The sequence below is a fragment of the Streptomyces sp. NBC_01017 genome, from assembly GCF_045162795.1.
GTDB classification, from domain to species: Bacteria; Actinomycetota; Actinomycetes; order Streptomycetales; family Streptomycetaceae; genus Streptomyces; species Streptomyces machairae.
This window is the reverse complement of the sequence record NZ_CP108683.1, coordinates 1,739,223-1,755,799: the sequence shown is the minus strand read 5'-3', so window position 1 is coordinate 1,755,799 and position 16,577 is coordinate 1,739,223. Positions and strand designations below refer to the sequence as shown.

The window sequence follows — 16,577 nt, the reverse complement described above, 5'->3', positions numbered from 1 at the left end:
CCGGGTGCTACGACGATGGATGGATCGCGCCCGCCGTGGCCGTCAGCGGGGCTCCCGTTCCGCCCCACCGCAGGGCGACGATCTCGGCGGCGACGGACACGGCGACCTCCTCGGGCGTACGGGCCCCGAGATCCAGCCCGACGGGGGAGCGCAGCCGGGCCAACTCGGCCTCGCCGAGGCCGGCTTCGGTCAGCCGCTTGATCCGGTCGTCGTGGGTGCGGCGGCTGCCCATCGCCCCGATGTACGCCGCCGGGCGGCGCAGCGCCTCCTCCAGCAGCGGGACGTCGAACTTCGGGTCGTGGGTGAGCACGCAGATCACCGTGCGTTCGTCGGTGCCGGTGCCGCTCAGATAGCGGTGCGGCCAGTCCACGACCACCTCGACGCCCGCCGGAAAGCGCTTCGGGGTGGCGAAGACCGGGCGGGCATCGCACACCGTGACCCGGTAGCCGAGGAAGTCGCCGATGCGCGCGACCGAGGCCGCGTAGTCGATCGCGCCGAACACGAGCATCCGCGGCGGCGGCGCGAAGGAGTGCAGGAAGACGGAGACCGCGTCCTCGCGGCGCTCGCCGTGCGGGCCGTAGTGCCTGAGGCCCGTGGCGCCGAGGGCGAGTTCGCCGCGCGCGTCGGCGGTGACGGCCACGTCCAGGCCGGGCGCGCCGAGCGTGCCCGCGACGCGGTCCGGCCACACGGCGAGGGTCGCCCCGCGCGGCGCGGGCCCGTCGGTCACCGTCGCCACCGTGACCGGACGCCCCGCCGCGACCGTCTCCGCGACCTCGCCGAAGGCCGGGTCCGAGGCGGCCGTGACGGGACGTACCAGCAGGGTGATCTCGCCGCCGCAGGTGAGCCCGACCTCGAAGGCGTCCTCGTCGCTGTAGCCGAAGGTCTCCAGCCGGGCCTCGCCGCTCGCCACCACTTCCTGCGCGAGTTCGAAGACGGCCCCCTCGACGCAGCCGCCGGACACGCTGCCCACGACCTCGTCGTCGGGGCCCACCGCCATGGCGGCCCCGGGTTCGCGCGGGGCGCTGCGGCTCGTGGCGACCACGGTGGCGAGTCCGAAGGGCACCCGGGCCGCGTACCAGGGACTGATCACCGGGAGAATCTCACGCATCGTCCGCTCCTCTCACCACCGCAGCCAACCGCTCCAGGGCGGCCAGGCTGTGCCCCTCGACGAACGCGTCCACGCTCGGCAGGGCCGCCGCCATCCCGGCCGCCAGGGGCGCGTAACCCGGCCGTGCCTTGCGCGGATTGGCCCAGATCACCCGGTGCGCCAGCCGGTGCAGGCGGCGCATCTGGGCCGCGAGCAGCTCCGGATCACCACGCTCCCAGCCGTCGGACAGCAAGACCACGATCGCACCGCGCGCCATGCCGCGCTGCCCCCAGCGGTCCAGGAACGCCCGCAGCAGCTCACCCAGCCGGGTACCCCCGCGCCAGTCGGGCACCGCCGCCGCGACCGCCGCCATCGCCAGGTCGGGGTCCCGGTGCGCCAGCTCCCGGGTCACCCGGGTCAGCCGGGTGCCGATCGTGAACACCTCCGTACGGCTGCCTCGGGCGGCCGCGTGGGCGAAGCGCAGGAGCGCGTCCGCGTACGGCGACATGGAGCCGCTCGGTGCCCTTGTCGGAGTGGACCAGGGGCGCGCCGTCCGTCAGCGCGCCCTCGATGTCCAGGGCGGCGGGCAGCGGGGTGTAGTCGACCTCGATGGCCTCCAGCGCGTCGGCGGCCGTGTACCGGTCGCGGGCCACCACCACGGCCACCGGGTCGCCGGCGTAGCGCACCTCGTCGACGGCGACCGGGGGATGGTCCGGCACCACGGTGTCCTCGGCGACCGGCCAGGCGCACGGCAGCGAGCCCATCTCCTGCGCGACGTCGCGTCCACTGAACGCGGCGATGACGCCGGGGCGTTCGAGGGCCGCCGAGACGTCGACGCGGTCGATGCGGGCGTGGGCCATCGGGCTGCGCAGGATCGCGATGTGCAGCAGTCCGGTGACGCTGATGTTGTCGGTCCAGTTGGTCTGCCCGGTGATCAGATGGGCGTCCTCCTTGCGGTACCGGGCGCGGCCGACCTCGCGTTCGACGGTCTCGCTCATGCCGTGACCTCCTCCTCGGAGGCGTCCAGGACCGCCCGGACGATGTTCTGGTAGCCGGTGCAGCGGCAGATGTTGCCCTCCAGGCCGTGGCGCACCTCGTCCGGCGTGGGGTGCGGGTGCTCGCGCAGCAGATCGCGGGCCGCCATGATCATCCCCGGGGTGCAGTAGCCGCACTGCAGCGCGTGCCGCTCGTGGAACGTCCGCTGCAGCGCCGTCCACTCGCCGTCGTGGGCGAGCCCCTGGACGGTGGTCACCTCGCTCCCGTCCGCCTGGACGGCGAGCACGGTGCAGCTCTTGACGGCCGTGCCGTCCAGCTCGACCGTGCAGGTCCCGCAGTTCGAGGTGTCACACCCGATCGGGGTGCCGGTCAGACCGAGACGGTCGCGCAGGTAGTGGATCAGGAGGAGGCGGGGCTCCACATCGTCCTCGTACGTCGCGCCGTCCACCTTCACCGAGATGTGAGTCATGTGCCCTCCAGAGGCCGAGTGGAGATGAGAGGGGAAACATCGGCCGGGCGTGATGTACGTCACTCTATGGCGGCTGCGGTGTCACGGCGAGTGCTGCGGCAGCGTTCGTTGAGCGTTAATCCATTGCCGGTGCGGGGCCGATCCTGCTGCACTGCACGTAACCCGTCGTCACGTGGACGGGACCCGTCGTCACGCACAGAGGAGCCCCAATGCGCACTGCGTTCATGTCCCCCCAGGAAGGAACGACCCCCTCATCGAAGGACATGACGCTTCGTGCATTTGCTCAACCTCGGGATCCTCGCCCATGTCGACGCCGGTAAGACCAGCCTGACCGAACGCCTGCTGCACACGGCGGGCGTGATCGACGAGATCGGCAGCGTCGACGCCGGGAACACCCGGACCGATTCCCTCGCGCTGGAGCGGCAGCGCGGGATCACCATCAAGTCCGCCGTCGTCTCCTTCGCGCTCGACGACGTCACGGTCAACCTCATCGACACCCCCGGCCACCCGGACTTCATCGCCGAGGTGGAGCGGGTGCTCGGCGTCCTGGACGGCGCCGTGCTGGTCGTCTCCGCCGTCGAGGGCGTCCAGCCGCAGACCCGCGTCCTGATGCGCACCCTGCAGCGGCTGCGCATCCCCACCCTCGTCTTCGTCAACAAGATCGACCGACGCGGTGCGCGTCACGACGCCGTCCTGCGGGCCGTCTCCGAGCGGCTGACCGCGGCCGTCGTGCCGATGGGGGCGACCGACGCCCTCGGCACCCGTGAGGCCCGCTTCCTCCCCGGCCTCGACGCGTCGGCGCTCGACGTCCTCTCCGGCCACGACGACGCGTTGCTGACGGCGTACGTCGAGGACACCGTCTCGTACGACCGCCTCGGTGCCGCCCTCGCCGAGCAGACCCGGCAGGCCCTCGTCCACCCGGTGTACTTCGGCTCCGCGATCACGGGCGCCGGGGTCGGCAGCCTCATCGACGGGATCAAGCGGCTGCTGCCCGCCGCCGACGGCGACCCGGACGGGCCGGTCTCGGGCACCGTCTTCAAGGTCGAGCGGGGGCCGGCGGGGGAGAAGGTCGCCTATGCGCGGCTGTTCTCCGGCACCCTGCGCACCCGCGACCGGATCCGCGTCGACGAGGCGGGCGGCGAGGGCCGGGTCACCGCGATCAGCGTGTTCGACGACGGCACCGACGTCCGGGACGACTCGGTGCCGGCCGGCCGGATCGCCAAGCTGTGGGGGCTGGCCGACATCAGGATCGGCGACGTCATCGGCGAACCCCGCAAGGCGTACGGGCACTTCTTCGCCCCGCCCACCCTCGAAACGGTCGTCGTCCCGGCCGGTGACACGGACCGGCGGGCCCTGCACCGCGCGCTCACCCTGCTCGCCGAACAGGACCCGCTCATCGATCTGCGCCACGACGAGGTACGGCAGGAGACCTTCGTCTCCCTCTACGGCGAGGTGCAGAAGGAGGTCATCCAGGTCACGCTCGCCGAGGAGTTCGGCCTCGACGTCACCTTCCGCCGGACGACGCCGCTGTGCGTCGAGCGGCCGGTCGGCCCGGGCGCGGCGGTCGAGTTCAACAAGAAGGACGACAACCCCTTCCTCGCCACGGTCGGCCTGCGCGTGGACCCCGCCCCGGTCGGATCCGGCGTGGCCTTCCGGCTGGAGGTGGAGCTCGGCTCCATGCCGTACGCCTTCTTCAAGGCCGTCGAGGACACCGTCCGCGAGACCCTCGGCCAGGGCCTGCACGGCTGGCAGATCCCCGACTGCGCGGTCACCATGACCCATTCCGGCTACTCGCCCCGGCAGAGCCACGCCCACCAGGGCTTCGACAAGAGCATGTCCAGCACCGGCTACGACTTCCGTGGCCTCACGCCGCTGGTCCTGATCGAGGCCCTGCGCCGGGCGGGCACCGAGGTCCACGAGCCGATGCACCGCTTCCGCATCGAGGCCCCGACCGACACCCTGGCGGCTCTGCTGCCGGTGTTCGCCAGGCTGCGCGCGGTGCCGCAGACAACGGAGACACGCGGCGCCTCCTGCGTCCTGGAGGGATCGGTGCCCGCGGCTCACGTGCACGAGCTGGAGCAGCACCTGCCCGGCCTGACGCGCGGCGAGGGCGAGCTGGAGAGCGCCTTCGACCACTACGCACCCGCCGCGCGCGGCACGCTCCCGGAACGTCGGCGCACCGATCTCAACCCGCTGAACCGGAAGGAGTACCTGCTGAACCTGACGCGCCGGGTCGGCGGTTGAGAAGTGAGGGCAGGGGCAGAACTTACTCCAGAGTCAGGGGTGTTGACTGTGTCGTGATATCACCGGACTGTAGTGGACATGCCGAACATCCGGACGCGTCTGCTCGTTGTCCTGGTTGTCCTCTTCGGATCCCTGACGGTGGCGGGCCCCGCTCCCGCCACCGCCGCCACCCTTCCCGGCTCCCTCTGGTTCGACGAAACACCCCTCACCGTCCAGAACGGCCGCTTCACGGACGGCCACGGCCGCGAGGTGGTGCTGCGCGGCTACAACGTCTCCGGCGAGACGAAGCTGGCCGAGAACAACGGCCTGCCCTTCGCCTCGGTCGCGGACGCGAGGAAGTCCGCGACCGCGCTGCGCGCCCTCGGCGGCGGCAACTCGATCCGCTTCCTGCTGTCCTGGGCCTACGCGGAACCCGTACGCGGCCAGGTCGACACCATGTATCTGGCCGCCGCCACCGCCCAGATGCGCGCCTTCCTCGACGCCGGCATCCGCGTCTACCCCGACTTCCACCAGGACCTCTACTCCCGGTACCTGTTCGACCCCGACAGCTGGTACACGGGCGACGGCGCCCCCAAGTGGGCCGTGGACGCCGGGAACTATCCGGACGAGTCCTGCGGCATCTGCCTCTTCTGGGGGCAGAACATCACCCAGAACGAGGCCGTGAAGCAGGCGTCGTACGACTTCTGGCACAACCGGTACGGACTCCAGGACGCCTTCCTGGCCACCGCCCAGAAGACCATGGCCCACATCGAACAGAACGTCTCCGCCGCCGAGTTCGCAGGCGTCGTCGGCTTCGACCCGTACAACGAGCCGCATGCGGGCGTCCATGACTCCGGCCAGACCAGCCGCACCTGGGAACGGGACGTCCTGTGGCCGTTCTACGAGAAGTTCCGGGCCCGCATGGACGCGGCCGGCTGGCAGGACAAGCCGCTGTTCGCCGAGCCGAACCTCTTCTGGAACGCCAACATCGACTTCCAGAAGCAGGAGGGCGGCCTGCTCGACACGGGCACACTCGGACCGCGGTACGTGTTCAACACCCACTTCTACGACCAGAAGGCCATCTCCGGCATCTTCATGTGGGGCAAGGCAAAGGACGGCCAGTACGCCGGTGACTTCGGGACCGTCCGCGACCGCGCCTCGGCCACCCGCACGCCCGCGATCATCAGCGAGTTCGGCCACCCGCTGGCGGGCTCCGTCTCCGACAAGGCGCCGACCGTGCTCAAGGCGATGTACCAGGCCCTCGACTCCCGTGTCCCGGGCGCGAGTTGGTGGTCGAACCCGGCCGGCTCCGGCCCTGTGCTCTCCGGTTCGCAATGGCAGTGGGACATCTACAACGGACGCCACCACGAGCTGATGAACGCCAACCCCGACAAGGCCTTCACCACCGGGGACGCCTGGAACGACGAGGACCTGTCCGCCGTACGCCTCGACGACTCGGGTACGCCCGTGCTCCGCCAGGACGGCCGGCTGCTCGACCGGATCTACCCGAGCGCGACGTCCGGCACAACCGTCGCCTTCACCTACGAGGACCGCTCCCGCGACGGCGACACCACCCTGACCTGGAACCCGGTGCCCAGCTCACTGCCGAACGTGGCACAGCTGGTGGGATCGGGACAGTACGGGCTGCTGGTGTGGCGCTCCCACACCGGCACGGCACCGACCGAACTGCACCTCCCGGCATCCTTCCCGACCGGGTCCACCACAGTGGTCTCCGACCTGGGCACCGCATACGCACCGCCGTCGTACACCTCGGCCACCCCGATCGGCGTGGCCGCGGAACCGGGCGGCACCGGCAGCCGGCGCCTGCTGCTCACCGACTCGGACTCCGGCGTCCTGCACTACGCGCTGGTGACGAACGGGGCGAACAGCCCCTCGACCACTGTGCTGAACGCCGCACGGTCCGAGCTCTCCGCATGGGCCGCGCGGACCGCCGGATAGCACCCGGTTGACCCTCCCCTTACGTCAGGCCGCAGGCTGTATTCCGACGAAAGGGCAGGTGAATGAGCTACTCCGTGGGGCAGGTAGCGGCCTTCGCCGGGGTGACCGTGCGCACGCTGCACCACTACGACCGGGCGGGACTGCTCTCGCCCGGTGAACGCAGCGGCGCCGGTTACCGGCTGTACGGCGACACCGACCTGGCCCGGCTCCAGCAGATCCTCTTCTACCGAGAACTCGGCTTCTCCCTCGACGAGATCGCCGAGATCCTCAAGGACCCGCAGGCGAACGCCCTGGAGCATCTCCAGGCCCGGCTGCGGCAGTTGAGCGACGAGATCGGCCGGCTCCAGCGGCTGGCCGAGGTCGCCGAGCAGGCCATCGAGGTCCAGCGGACGGGCGTGGAGCTGACCCCCGCCGAACGCTTCGAGGTCTTCGGCGAGATCGGCTTCGACCTCAGTTACGCCACCGAGGCCCAGCTCAAATGGCAGGGCTCGGCGGGACAGCGGGAGTCGATGGCGCGCGCCGCCGCCCACACCAAGGACGACTGGCGGCAGCTCATGGGGGAGGCCGCCGCCTGGCGTGGCGAGTTGCTCGCGGCCTTCGACGAGGGCGAACCCGCCGACGGCGAGCGGGCCCTGGACCTCGCCGAGGAGCACCGGCTGCACATCGCCCGCTGGTTCACCACGTGTCCGCCCGACATGCACCGGCGCATCGCGGACGACTTCGCCGCCGATCCGCGCGCCTTCGCGCTCGTCGTACCGCCCTCGCAGCAGCGGCCCGGACTCGCCGCCTATCTCTGCAAGGCCGTCCACGCGAACGCGGGCCGCCGGGCCGACCGTGAGGAGGACGGATGAGGATCCTGATCGCCGCCGCCGGATCACGCGGCGACGTCGCGCCGTACACCGGGCTGGGGGCAGGCCTGCGCGAGGCGGGCCACGACGTCACGCTCGCCACGACCGACGCGTTCGCACCGCTGGTACGGGAGGCAGGCCTGGGGTTCCGGAGCCTGCCCAGCCGCCCGCAGGCCCAAGGCGCTGTCCAGGGCCGACGCGAACTGATGCGGACGGCCGCCGCGTTCGTCACCGAACTCGGACACGGCTTCGCCGACGCCGTGGACCCGGACACGGACCTGCTCCTCCTGTCCACCACCACGGCACCGCTCGGCAAGCACGTGGCCGAGGCCATGAGCATCCCGACGATCGCCGCCTACCTCCAACCCACCGCCCCGACCGGCGACTTCCCACCCAACGTCATGGGAACCCGCCAGCTCGGCCGCCTCGGCAACCGCATCGCCGGACGCTTCGCGCTGCGCATGGCCGACCGCGTCTACGCCGAAGCCGTGACCGGGCTTCGCCGCCGCCTCGACCTGCCTCCCCTGGGGCCGAGCGAGGTGCGCCGCCGACAGGATCGCGCGAACCGGCCCGTCCTGCACGGCTTCAGCACGGCGCTGGTGCCACGCCCTTCCGACTGGCGTCCCGGACTCGACGTCGTCGGCACCTGGTGGCCGTACGTCGCACCGGACCGTCGGCTGCCGGCCGAGGTGGAGGACTTCCTCGCGGCCGGCCCCCGCCCGGTGTTCATCGGCTTCGGCAGCATGGCGGCCGGCCACGGCGAGCGGCTCAGCGAGCTCGCCGTCCAGGCGCTGCGCCGCGCCGGGCTGCGCGGCATCCTCCAGGCGGGCAGCGCCGGACTCGCCGCCGCCGGCGACGACGTCCTGACCATCGGCGACATACCGCACGCGCTGCTGTTCCCGAGGGTGGCCGCGGTGGTCCACCATGCCGGGGCGGGCACAGCGGCGGCCGCACTGCGTGCCGGAGCGCCCTCGATTCCGGTGCCGGTCACGGCGGACCAGCCGTTCTGGGCGGCACGGCTCGCCGCGATCGGCGCGGCCACCGACCCGGTCCCCTTCACGTCCCTCACCGCCGAACGGCTCGCCGGCGCCCTCGGCCGGGTCGTGCGGCAGCAGACGTACGCCCGTGCCGCCGCGGTCGCCGCGCGGCACATGGCGACCGAGGACGGTGTGGGGGCGGTGCTCAAAGCTTTGGGCTGAGCCCTTCTCTACACGACTGCGTACACGACAAAATTGATCGTCGGGTAGGCGAGGCGGTGGGAGGACAGCGTGGCGGGCAGGCTCAAGGCGCCCACCGGTCGATACGGCGGCAAGTCGGCCGAGGAGCGAAAGGCGGAACGACGGCGACGCTTCCTGGACGCGTCGCTCCAGCTCTTCGGCGACAGCCCCGGCTACCGGGGCACCACCGTGGCGGCACTGAGCGAGGCCGCCGGCCTGTCGACCCGCCAGTTCTACGAGGAGTTCCGCGCTCTTGAGGACGTTCTGACGGCCCTTCACCTAGAGGTCAACGCCTGGGCGGAGGAGGCCGTCCTGGCGGCGGTGACCGGCGCGAAGGACCTGCCGCTGGCCGAGCGCGCCACCGCGATCTTCCGCGAGTACGCCGCGAACGTCACCTCCGACCCGCGCCGCATCCGCATCACCTTCGTCGAGATCGTCGGCGTCAGTGCCCGCCTGGAGGAACAGCGCCTCGCCCGCCGTGCCCGCTGGGTCGACCTCGTCTGCGTCGAGGTGGCGTCCGCCGTGGCCCGCGGGGAGGCGGCCCCGCGCGACTACCGCCTCGCCGTGACCGCCTTCATCGGCAGCGTCAACGGGCTGCTGCACGACTGGAGCGCCGGGTGGGTGGACGCGACCCTCGACGAGGTTGTCGACGAACTCGTCCGTATCCTGCTGGGCATTCTGCAGCCGGCGGATCCGCGGCTCGCAGGTCCCTGAGACCGGCCCTGGGGGGCGGCGACTCAAGGCCGGGTGACGGGTGCCCGCCTGAGCCTCACGCCCCGAGCCTTCGGCGGCTCATGCCCCGAGCCGGTTCACCGCGTCGACGACCGCGGCCGTACCGTCCTCGGCGCGCAGACCCTCGGCCAGGGCCTTGGCGCGCCGGCCGTACGACGGGTCGCCGGTCGCCTCCCGTACGGCCGTCGTCAGCGCCTCGGCCGTCAACTTCCGTAGCGGCACGGCCCGGGGCGCCACGCCGAGCGCGACCAGACGCGAGGCCCAGAAGCCCTCGTCGAACTGGATCGGCACCGGCACGGCCGGCACTCCGGCACGCAGACCGGCGCCCGTCGTGCCCGCACCGCAGTGGTGGATCACGGCGGCCATCCGCGGGAACAGCGCGGAGTGCGGCACCTCGTCGATGGTCAGTACGTCGTCCCCGGCGGCTTCCAGGCCACCCCAGCCCCGCTGGATCAGCGTGCGCAGCCCGGCCCGGCGCAGAGCGCGTACGACCTCGGTGCTCAGCGCCGCCGGATCGGGCACGGTCGCGCTGCCCAGGCCCACGAACACCGGCGGCGGACCCGAGTCCAGGAACTCCCTCAGTGCGGGCGGGAGTTGAGCCTCGCCGTCGTACGGCCACCAGTAACCCGTCACTTCCAGGTGCGGCTGCCAGTCGCGCGGGCGGGGCACCACCAGGGGGCTGTAGCCGTGGAGCGTGCGGTCCGGGCGCGCGGCGGTGCGGGGCTTGCCGCGCGACAGCCCCAGGCGTTCCCGGACGTCCGGTACGGCCGCCGAGAAGACCCGGTGGATGGCGAGGTTCACGCCGTGTCCGGCGACCCGGTTTCCGACGGCTCCCCAGGAGCCGCCCCCGAGCATCGGCGGCCCGAACTCACGCGTCGGGGCGAGCGGTTGCAGGGGGAGGTCGATGGCCGGGAGTGACAGGCCCTCGGCGATGGCGTGCCCCAGCGGTGCGGTGGAGCCCGCCAGGAGCAGGAGGTCGCTGGTCCGCGCGGCGGCGAGCATGTCGTCCGTCATCTCTCCGGCCAGCGCCCGCGCCATCCGGACCACCCGCACGAGCTTGCCCAGCCCGGTCCCACTGCGGTGCAGGCTCCGCCCCCGCTCCGACTCCAGCTCGGCCCGTGGATCCACCGGCATCGGATGGAAGCGCACACCCGACCCGGCAACCAGCCGCTCGAAGCAGCCGTGCGTGACCAGGGTGACCTCGTGTCCGGCCCGGGACAGGGCGTGCCCGAGTCCGGTGTAGGGGGCGACGTCGCCCCGGGATCCCGCCGTCATGATCGCTACGCGCACAACGGCCAGTATGGCGGTACGGGCCGCCCATGGCGCCAACTGTGCCTCCGTAAGGGCGACTTCAGGTCTGCCCCATCCGTTGACTTCCCTCTCCCGTGGCCCTACTTTCAGCGCCACATGTTCGATGTTCCGACTTGCGTTCGAAATATCGAACTTGCTGAGTCTCTCCCGCACGAAGGAGCCGCATGTACCCCCCGCCCCGAATGAGTCCCGTCGGCCGCCGCAGAACCACCGCGGTGCGCGCCCTCGTCCTGGTGCTCACGGCCGTCGCCGCCCTGCTGTTCGCGGCGCCCGCGCCCGCCCGGGCGGCCACGGCCCGTCAGATACCGGTGCCCACCGCCCCCATGGGCTGGGCGTCCTGGAACGCGTTCGCCGCGAAGGTCGACCACAACGTCATCAAGCAGCAGGTCGACGCGTTCGTGGCGGCGGGTCTGCCCGAGGCCGGCTACGAGTACATCAACATCGACGAGGGCTGGTGGCAGGGCACCCGTGACGGCGCCGGCAACATCACCGTCGACGAGGCGGAGTGGCCGGGCGGCATGAAGGCCATCGCGGACTACATCCACAGCAAGGGACTCAAGGCCGGCATCTACACCGACGCGGGCAAGGACGGCTGCGGCTACTACTTCCCGACCGGCCGCCCGGCCGCGCCCGGCTCGGGCAGTGAGGGCCACTACGAGCAGGACATGCTGGCGTTCTCCCGGTGGGGCTTCGACTTCGTCAAGGTCGACTGGTGCGGTGGCGACGCCGAGGGCCTCGATCCGAGGACGACCTACCAGGCGGTCAGTGACGCCGTCGCCGCGGCGAGCGCGACCACCGGCCGCCCGCTCGCCCTCTCCCTGTGCAACTGGGGCTACGACAACCCCTGGAACTGGGCCCCGGGCATGGGCCCGATGTGGCGGACGAACACGGACATCTTCTTCCACGGCGGTACGCCGTCGTACGGCAACGTCCTGACCGCGTTCGACCGGAACATCCACCCCACGGCCCAGCACACCGGCTACTACAACGACCCCGACATGATGGTCGTCGGCATGACGGGCCTGACCGCCGCCCAGAACCGCAGCCACATGAACCTGTGGGCGATCTCCGGCGCCCCGCTCCTCACCGGCCTCGACCTCACCACCATGACCGCCGAGACGGCGAGCATCCTCAAGAACCCCGAGGTCATCGCCGTCGACCAGGACCCGCGCGGCCTGCAGGGCGTCAAGGTCGCCGAGGACACCTCCGGTCTCCAGGTGTACGGCAAGGTCCTGTCCGGCAGCGGCAACCGTGCCGTCGTCCTCCTCAACCGCACGTCGACCACGCAGAACATGACCGTCCGCTGGTCCGACCTCGGCCTGACGAACGCCGCCGCGACCGTCCGTGACCTGTGGGCCCGGCAGAACCTCGCCACCACCGGCACGAGTTACACCACCGGCGTCCCGGCCGGCGGCTCGGTGATGCTCACGGTCACCGGTGGCACGGAGCAGTCCGCGAGCACCTACAGCGGCACGTCGAGCTTCTCCAACGTGGTCGCGGGAAGCGCCGGTCCGAAGACGGTCGAGGTCTCCTACACCAACAACACGTCCACGGCCCGCACGGCCACGCTCACCGTCAACGGCCAGACCCCGACCAAGGTCTCCTTCCCGCCGACCGGCTCCGCTCCCGGCAACGTCTCCGTCAACGTCTCCCTGGCCAAGGGCAGCGCCAACACCCTCTCCTTCTCCGGCGCCCCGACCCTCGACGGCATCGTCGTCCGGCCGCTGCCCGGCGGGAACGGCATGCTGATCTCGGGGACCGGGTCCGGCCGCTGCGCGGACATCGACGACAACACCATCGTCAACGGCACCGACGCCCAGCTGTGGGACTGCACCGCCGGGCCGAACCAGGTCTGGCAGTACAACAGCACCCGCAAGGAGCTGGTGGTCTACGGCAACAAGTGCCTCGACGCCTACAACCTCGGCACCACCAACGGCACCCGGGTCGTCATCTGGGACTGCAACGGCCAGAGCAACCAGAAGTGGAACCTCAACAGCGACGGCACCATCACCAACGTCAACGCCGGGCTCTGCCTCGACGCGTACGGTGCGGCCACGGCCAACGGCACCAAGCTGGTGCTCTGGAGCTGCAACGGCCAGGACAACCAGAAGTGGACGGTGAGCTAGCGCCGACCTAGGCGAGGCACACCACGAGTACACCGAATGCCAGGGCGCAGATCAGCAGCCAGCCGGCCAGCAGACGGCGCCGCAGGTCGCGGTACTTCGCCTCGTACTCGTCCCGCAGTCTCCCGGCACGCGCCGCAGTGTGCTGCCAGGAGCCGCGGGCGAGTGCGAGGTACTCCGCCTCGAACCGCCGCTCCACCTCGTCCCGCTGGGTGTCCGTCAGCCAGTGCAGCGGCGCGCTGAAACGGGCGGCGGCCGTACGGCCCTCATCGCGGGTCGCGGCGAGCAGCAGATGCCCCTCGACGTCGTTCAGGAACTTGTCCGTGACGCTCACAGAGTGGTCAACTCCCTCTCCGGCGCGGGCGCGTGATGCAGGTCGAACGCCGGGGATTCGGATCGGATCCGCGGCAGCGTGACGAAGTTGTGCCGCGGCGGCGGGCAGGACGTCGCCCACTCCAGCGAGCGGCCGTACCCCCAGGGGTCGTCGGTGTCGACCTTCGCGCCGTATTTCGCGGTCTTCCAGATGTTGTAGAAGAACGGCAGGAGCGACGCGCCGAGCACGAACGAGAAAATGGTCGACAGGCTGTTCAGCGCCGTAAGCCCTTCCACCGCCAGATAGTCGGGAATGCGGCGCTGCATTCCGTTCACACCCAGCCAGTGCTGGACCAGGAAGGTGCCGTGGAAGCCGATGAACAGCGTCCAGAAGGTCATCTTGCCGAGGCGCTCGTCGAGCATCTTGCCGGTCATCTTCGGCCACCAGAAGTGGAAGCCGGAGAACATCGCGAACACCACCGTGCCGAAGACGACGTAGTGGAAGTGGGCGACGACGAAGTACGAGTCGGACACGTGGAAGTCCAGTGGCGGTGAGGCCAGGATGACACCGGTCAGACCACCGAAGGTGAAGGTGATCAGGAAGCCGACCGCCCAGAGCATCGGTGTCTCGAAGGACAAGGATCCCTTCCACATCGTTCCGATCCAGTTGAAGAACTTCACGCCCGTCGGGACGGCGATGAGGAACGTCATGAAAGCGAAGAACGGCAACAGCACACCGCCGGTGACGTACATGTGGTGCGCCCACACCGTCACGGACAGACCCGCGATCGCGATGGTCGCCGCGATCAGACCCATGTAGCCGAACATCGGCTTACGGGAGAAGACCGGGATCACTTCGGAAATGATTCCGAAGAATGGCAGGGCGATGATGTACACCTCTGGATGGCCGAAGAACCAGAAGAGGTGTTGCCACAGCAAGGCCCCGCCGTTGGCGGCGTCGAAGATGTGGGCTCCGAACTTGCGGTCCGCCTCCAGCGCGAACAGCGCCGCCGCGAGGACGGGGAAGGCGAGCAGGACCAGCACCGCGGTCAGCAGCACGTTCCACACGAAGATCGGCATGCGGAACATGGTCATGCCCGGGGCGCGCATGCAGATGATCGTGGTGATGAAGTTGACCGAGCCGAGGATGGTGCCGAAGCCGGAGAAGGCCAGACCCGTGATCCACATGTCGGCACCGATACCCGGGCTGCGGACCGCGTCCGACAGCGGGGAGTAGGCGAACCAGCCGAAGTCGGCGGCGCCGTCCGGGGTGAGGAAGCCGCCGACCGCGATGAGCGAGCCGAACAGGTACAGCCAGTAGGCGAACATGTTCAGCCGCGGGAACGCCACGTCCGGCGCGCCGATCTGCAGCGGCATGATCCAGTTCGCGAAGCCGGCGAACAGCGGCGTCGCGAACATCAGCAGCATGATCGTGCCGTGCATCGTGAACGCCTGATTGAACTGCTCGTTCGACATGATCTGCAGACCCGGCCGGGCGAGCTCGGCGCGCATGAACAGCGCCATCACGCCACCGATGCAGAAGAAAGCGAACGAAGTGACCAAATAGAGCGTTCCGATCGTCTTGTGGTCAGTGGTGGTCAGCCACTGGACGACCCTGGTGCCTGTGACGTTTCTGATCCTCTTCACGCCCCGCCTGTGTCCGCGGCCCACCCGCACGTCACACTCGGGGGACGCGACAAGAATCACGGAAACGGGTGTGACGATCCGGCCGGTGCCGGACACGAACGGAACATGAGCAACGACGAGATCTTCGCCGCTGCCTATCGCGAGCACTACTGGGCGGTCAGCCGCTATGTCGCGCGGCGACTGGACGGGCGTACGAGTGAGGTCGAGGAAGTGGTGGCGGAGGTCTTCACCGTCGCCTGGCGGCGCCGGGACGACCTCCCGGCCGCACCGCTGCCCTGGCTGTACGGCGTGGCACGCAACTGCCTGGCGAACGCGGTACGCGGCTACGGGCGCCGGCGGCGACTGGTCGACCGGCTGGGCAACGACGAGACCGCGCACGGCCGGCACATCGTGGACGGCCTCGACGCGGAGGCACCGGGCGCCTGGGTGCACGAGGCGCTGCACCGGCTGTCCCCGGCCGACCAGGAGGTCCTGCGGCTGACGGCGTGGGAGGAACTGGGCGTCGAGGAGGTCGCCGTGGCACTCGGCTGCGGCAGTCGGGCCGCGGCCATGCGGCTGCACCGGGCCCGGCGCCGGCTCAGAGCCGAGATCGACCGTATGAGCCCGACGACCGTGTCCAAGGAACGAAGCCATGGCTGACGAACTCGAACTGCTCCGCGGAGCCAACCCGGTACCGGTCGACGGCCCCCAGTTCGGCGACGGCCCGCTGGACCATCGTGCGGAACGCCACCTCGACCGGCTGCTGCACGAACGCGCCACCGCCGCCACCACCACCGCCACCACCACCGCCACCGTCCCCCGCCGCCGCACCCGGCTCGCCTGGGGTCTCGCCGCCACCGCCGTCGTCGCCGCGCTCGTGTCGGCGTTGCTGTTCACCGGCCAGACGACGGCCCCCGCCGTCGCCGCGCCGCGGCCCCTGGTCGTGCAGACGGACTCCTCGCCCGTCCCGCTGAAGGAACTGGCCGAGCGTGCCGAGCGGGCGGCGGCGGACAACGCACCCGAACTGCGCAAGGGCACGCACGTGCAGGCGTGGAGCCTGGCCATGAGCGACAAGAAGCCGCCCATCACGCTCCCGGTCGAGCGCATCGTGCGATGGAACGCCGACGACAGCCACACGGAGATCGTCGTGGCGACGGACCCGCGCCACCCCGGCCGACCGGCCCTGACCGACGAGGACGGCGAGCCGCGTCCGGTCGAGGACGGCCATGTCCTCAGCAAGCAGACGTACCCGCGCAGTTGGAGCGACGCCCCGCCGCAGTCGCCGCCTCCCACCGACGTCGCAGGCCTGCGTGCCTACCTGCAGGAGGCCGCGTACAGCAAGACCGCGCTGACCAGCGGCGAGCTCCTCGACGCCGTCGCGTCGCTGCTCGGCACCTGGACACTCGGCGCCCGCGAGTCGGCGACGCTCGCGCAACTCCTCGCGGACACGGAGGGGCTCAAGCCCCTCGGCCAGGTGACGGACCGGCTCGGACGGCGCGGACAGGCCTACGTCCTGGACCGGCCCGGCACCCGCGAGATGCTGATCATGGACCCGGCCACCGGCGCCGTACTCGGCCTTGAGACGACCTTCACGAAGGCGGAACCGGAGTACGGCGTCAAGGCCGGCGACGTGATGTCGTACAGCGCCTGGATGCGCTGATCACGCCCGATGCC

Annotated in this window: 13 protein-coding genes and 2 pseudogenes; 8 read left to right on the top strand and 7 right to left on the bottom strand. The window is 70.9% G+C overall.

Annotated elements, in window-relative coordinates; genetic code table 11:
* Positions 1-7: 7 nt before the first annotated feature.
* From OG331_RS08320 to OG331_RS08305, 4 genes and pseudogenes are all read right to left on the bottom strand, one after another.
* Positions 8-1,108, bottom strand: coding sequence for an XdhC family protein (locus OG331_RS08320; protein WP_406193534.1), 1,101 nt, complete (start codon positions 1,106-1,108; stop codon positions 8-10).
* Positions 1,101-1,604: pseudogene (locus OG331_RS08315) on the bottom strand (VWA domain-containing protein); the annotation flags it as partial. The gene OG331_RS08320 and the pseudogene OG331_RS08315, both read right to left, overlap by 8 nt.
* Positions 1,594-2,085 (bottom strand): annotated as a pseudogene (locus OG331_RS08310) (xanthine dehydrogenase family protein molybdopterin-binding subunit); the annotation flags it as partial. The pseudogenes OG331_RS08310 and OG331_RS08315, both read right to left, overlap by 11 nt.
* The gene (locus OG331_RS08305) at positions 2,082-2,552 is read right to left on the bottom strand and encodes a (2Fe-2S)-binding protein (RefSeq protein ID WP_406193531.1); all 471 of its coding nucleotides are present in this window, start codon (positions 2,550-2,552) and stop codon (positions 2,082-2,084) included. The pseudogene OG331_RS08310 and the gene OG331_RS08305, both read right to left, overlap by 4 nt.
* Positions 2,553-2,825: 273 nt before the next feature.
* On the opposite strand from OG331_RS08305, the gene OG331_RS08300 reads away from it, so the two are divergent.
* From OG331_RS08300 to OG331_RS08280, 5 genes are all read left to right on the top strand, one after another.
* Positions 2,826-4,796, top strand: a complete 1,971-nt coding sequence (locus OG331_RS08300; RefSeq protein WP_406193528.1) for a GTP-binding protein — start codon at positions 2,826-2,828, stop codon at positions 4,794-4,796.
* Between the two features lie 78 nt (positions 4,797-4,874).
* Positions 4,875-6,734, top strand: a complete 1,860-nt coding sequence (locus tag OG331_RS08295; RefSeq protein WP_406193525.1) for a cellulase family glycosylhydrolase — start codon at positions 4,875-4,877, stop codon at positions 6,732-6,734.
* Between the two features lie 62 nt (positions 6,735-6,796).
* On the top strand, positions 6,797-7,585 hold the full coding sequence (locus tag OG331_RS08290) for a MerR family transcriptional regulator (protein ID WP_406193522.1): 789 nt from the start codon (positions 6,797-6,799) through the stop codon (positions 7,583-7,585).
* Entirely contained in the window at positions 7,582-8,781 is a 1,200-nt protein-coding gene (locus OG331_RS08285; protein WP_406193519.1) for a glycosyltransferase, read from the top strand. The genes OG331_RS08290 and OG331_RS08285 overlap by 4 nt, the downstream gene beginning before the upstream one ends.
* A gap of 69 nt (positions 8,782-8,850) precedes the next feature.
* Positions 8,851-9,513: a TetR/AcrR family transcriptional regulator gene (locus OG331_RS08280; protein ID WP_406193516.1), complete on the top strand. Its 663-nt coding sequence runs from the start codon at positions 8,851-8,853 to the stop codon at positions 9,511-9,513.
* 78 nt (positions 9,514-9,591) lie between these two features.
* Here the strand turns inward: OG331_RS08280 and OG331_RS08275 are convergent, their stop codons facing one another.
* Positions 9,592-10,806 (bottom strand): glycosyltransferase, encoded by a 1,215-nt coding sequence (locus tag OG331_RS08275; protein WP_406209840.1) that lies wholly within the window; start codon positions 10,804-10,806, stop codon positions 9,592-9,594.
* A 200-nt stretch (positions 10,807-11,006) separates the two neighbouring features.
* Between OG331_RS08275 and OG331_RS08270 the strand changes: the two genes are divergently transcribed.
* Positions 11,007-12,968 carry an RICIN domain-containing protein gene (locus tag OG331_RS08270; RefSeq protein ID WP_406193513.1) on the top strand — a complete coding sequence of 654 codons (1,962 nt, stop codon included), beginning with the start codon at positions 11,007-11,009 and terminating at the stop codon, positions 12,966-12,968.
* Between the two features lie 7 nt (positions 12,969-12,975).
* Here the strand turns inward: OG331_RS08270 and OG331_RS08265 are convergent, their stop codons facing one another.
* Both OG331_RS08265 and ctaD read right to left on the bottom strand, forming a co-directional pair.
* Positions 12,976-13,299, bottom strand: a complete 324-nt coding sequence (locus OG331_RS08265) for a hypothetical protein (protein WP_406193510.1) — start codon at positions 13,297-13,299, stop codon at positions 12,976-12,978.
* Positions 13,296-14,924, bottom strand: coding sequence for a cytochrome c oxidase subunit I (gene ctaD / locus OG331_RS08260; RefSeq protein WP_406193507.1), 1,629 nt, complete (start codon positions 14,922-14,924; stop codon positions 13,296-13,298). Before ctaD ends, OG331_RS08265 begins: the two co-directional genes overlap by 4 nt.
* Positions 14,925-15,029: 105 nt before the next feature.
* Between ctaD and OG331_RS08255 the strand changes: the two genes are divergently transcribed.
* Positions 15,030-15,563: an RNA polymerase sigma factor gene (locus OG331_RS08255; RefSeq protein WP_406193504.1), complete on the top strand. Its 534-nt coding sequence runs from the start codon at positions 15,030-15,032 to the stop codon at positions 15,561-15,563.
* On the top strand, positions 15,556-16,563 hold the full coding sequence (locus tag OG331_RS08250; RefSeq protein ID WP_406193501.1) for a CU044_5270 family protein: 1,008 nt from the start codon (positions 15,556-15,558) through the stop codon (positions 16,561-16,563). The genes OG331_RS08255 and OG331_RS08250 overlap by 8 nt, the downstream gene beginning before the upstream one ends.
* Positions 16,564-16,577 lie beyond the last annotated feature (14 nt).

What these genes read in the sequence shown, in the direction of transcription:
- OG331_RS08275 (WP_406209840.1), bottom strand. Translation starts at nt 10,806, where the DNA reads ATGACGGCGGGATCCCGGGGCGACGTCGCCCCCTACACCGGACTCGGG.
- OG331_RS08250 (WP_406193501.1), top strand. Translation starts at nt 15,556, where the DNA reads ATGGCTGACGAACTCGAACTGCTCCGCGGAGCCAACCCGGTACCGGTC.
- OG331_RS08290 (WP_406193522.1), top strand. Translation starts at nt 6,797, where the DNA reads ATGAGCTACTCCGTGGGGCAGGTAGCGGCCTTCGCCGGGGTGACCGTG.
- OG331_RS08295 (WP_406193525.1), top strand. Translation starts at nt 4,875, where the DNA reads ATGCCGAACATCCGGACGCGTCTGCTCGTTGTCCTGGTTGTCCTCTTC.
- OG331_RS08320 (WP_406193534.1), bottom strand. Translation starts at nt 1,108, where the DNA reads ATGCGTGAGATTCTCCCGGTGATCAGTCCCTGGTACGCGGCCCGGGTG.
- OG331_RS08285 (WP_406193519.1), top strand. Translation starts at nt 7,582, where the DNA reads ATGAGGATCCTGATCGCCGCCGCCGGATCACGCGGCGACGTCGCGCCG.
- OG331_RS08255 (WP_406193504.1), top strand. Translation starts at nt 15,030, where the DNA reads ATGAGCAACGACGAGATCTTCGCCGCTGCCTATCGCGAGCACTACTGG.
- OG331_RS08305 (WP_406193531.1), bottom strand. Translation starts at nt 2,552, where the DNA reads ATGACTCACATCTCGGTGAAGGTGGACGGCGCGACGTACGAGGACGAT.
- OG331_RS08270 (WP_406193513.1), top strand. Translation starts at nt 11,007, where the DNA reads ATGTACCCCCCGCCCCGAATGAGTCCCGTCGGCCGCCGCAGAACCACC.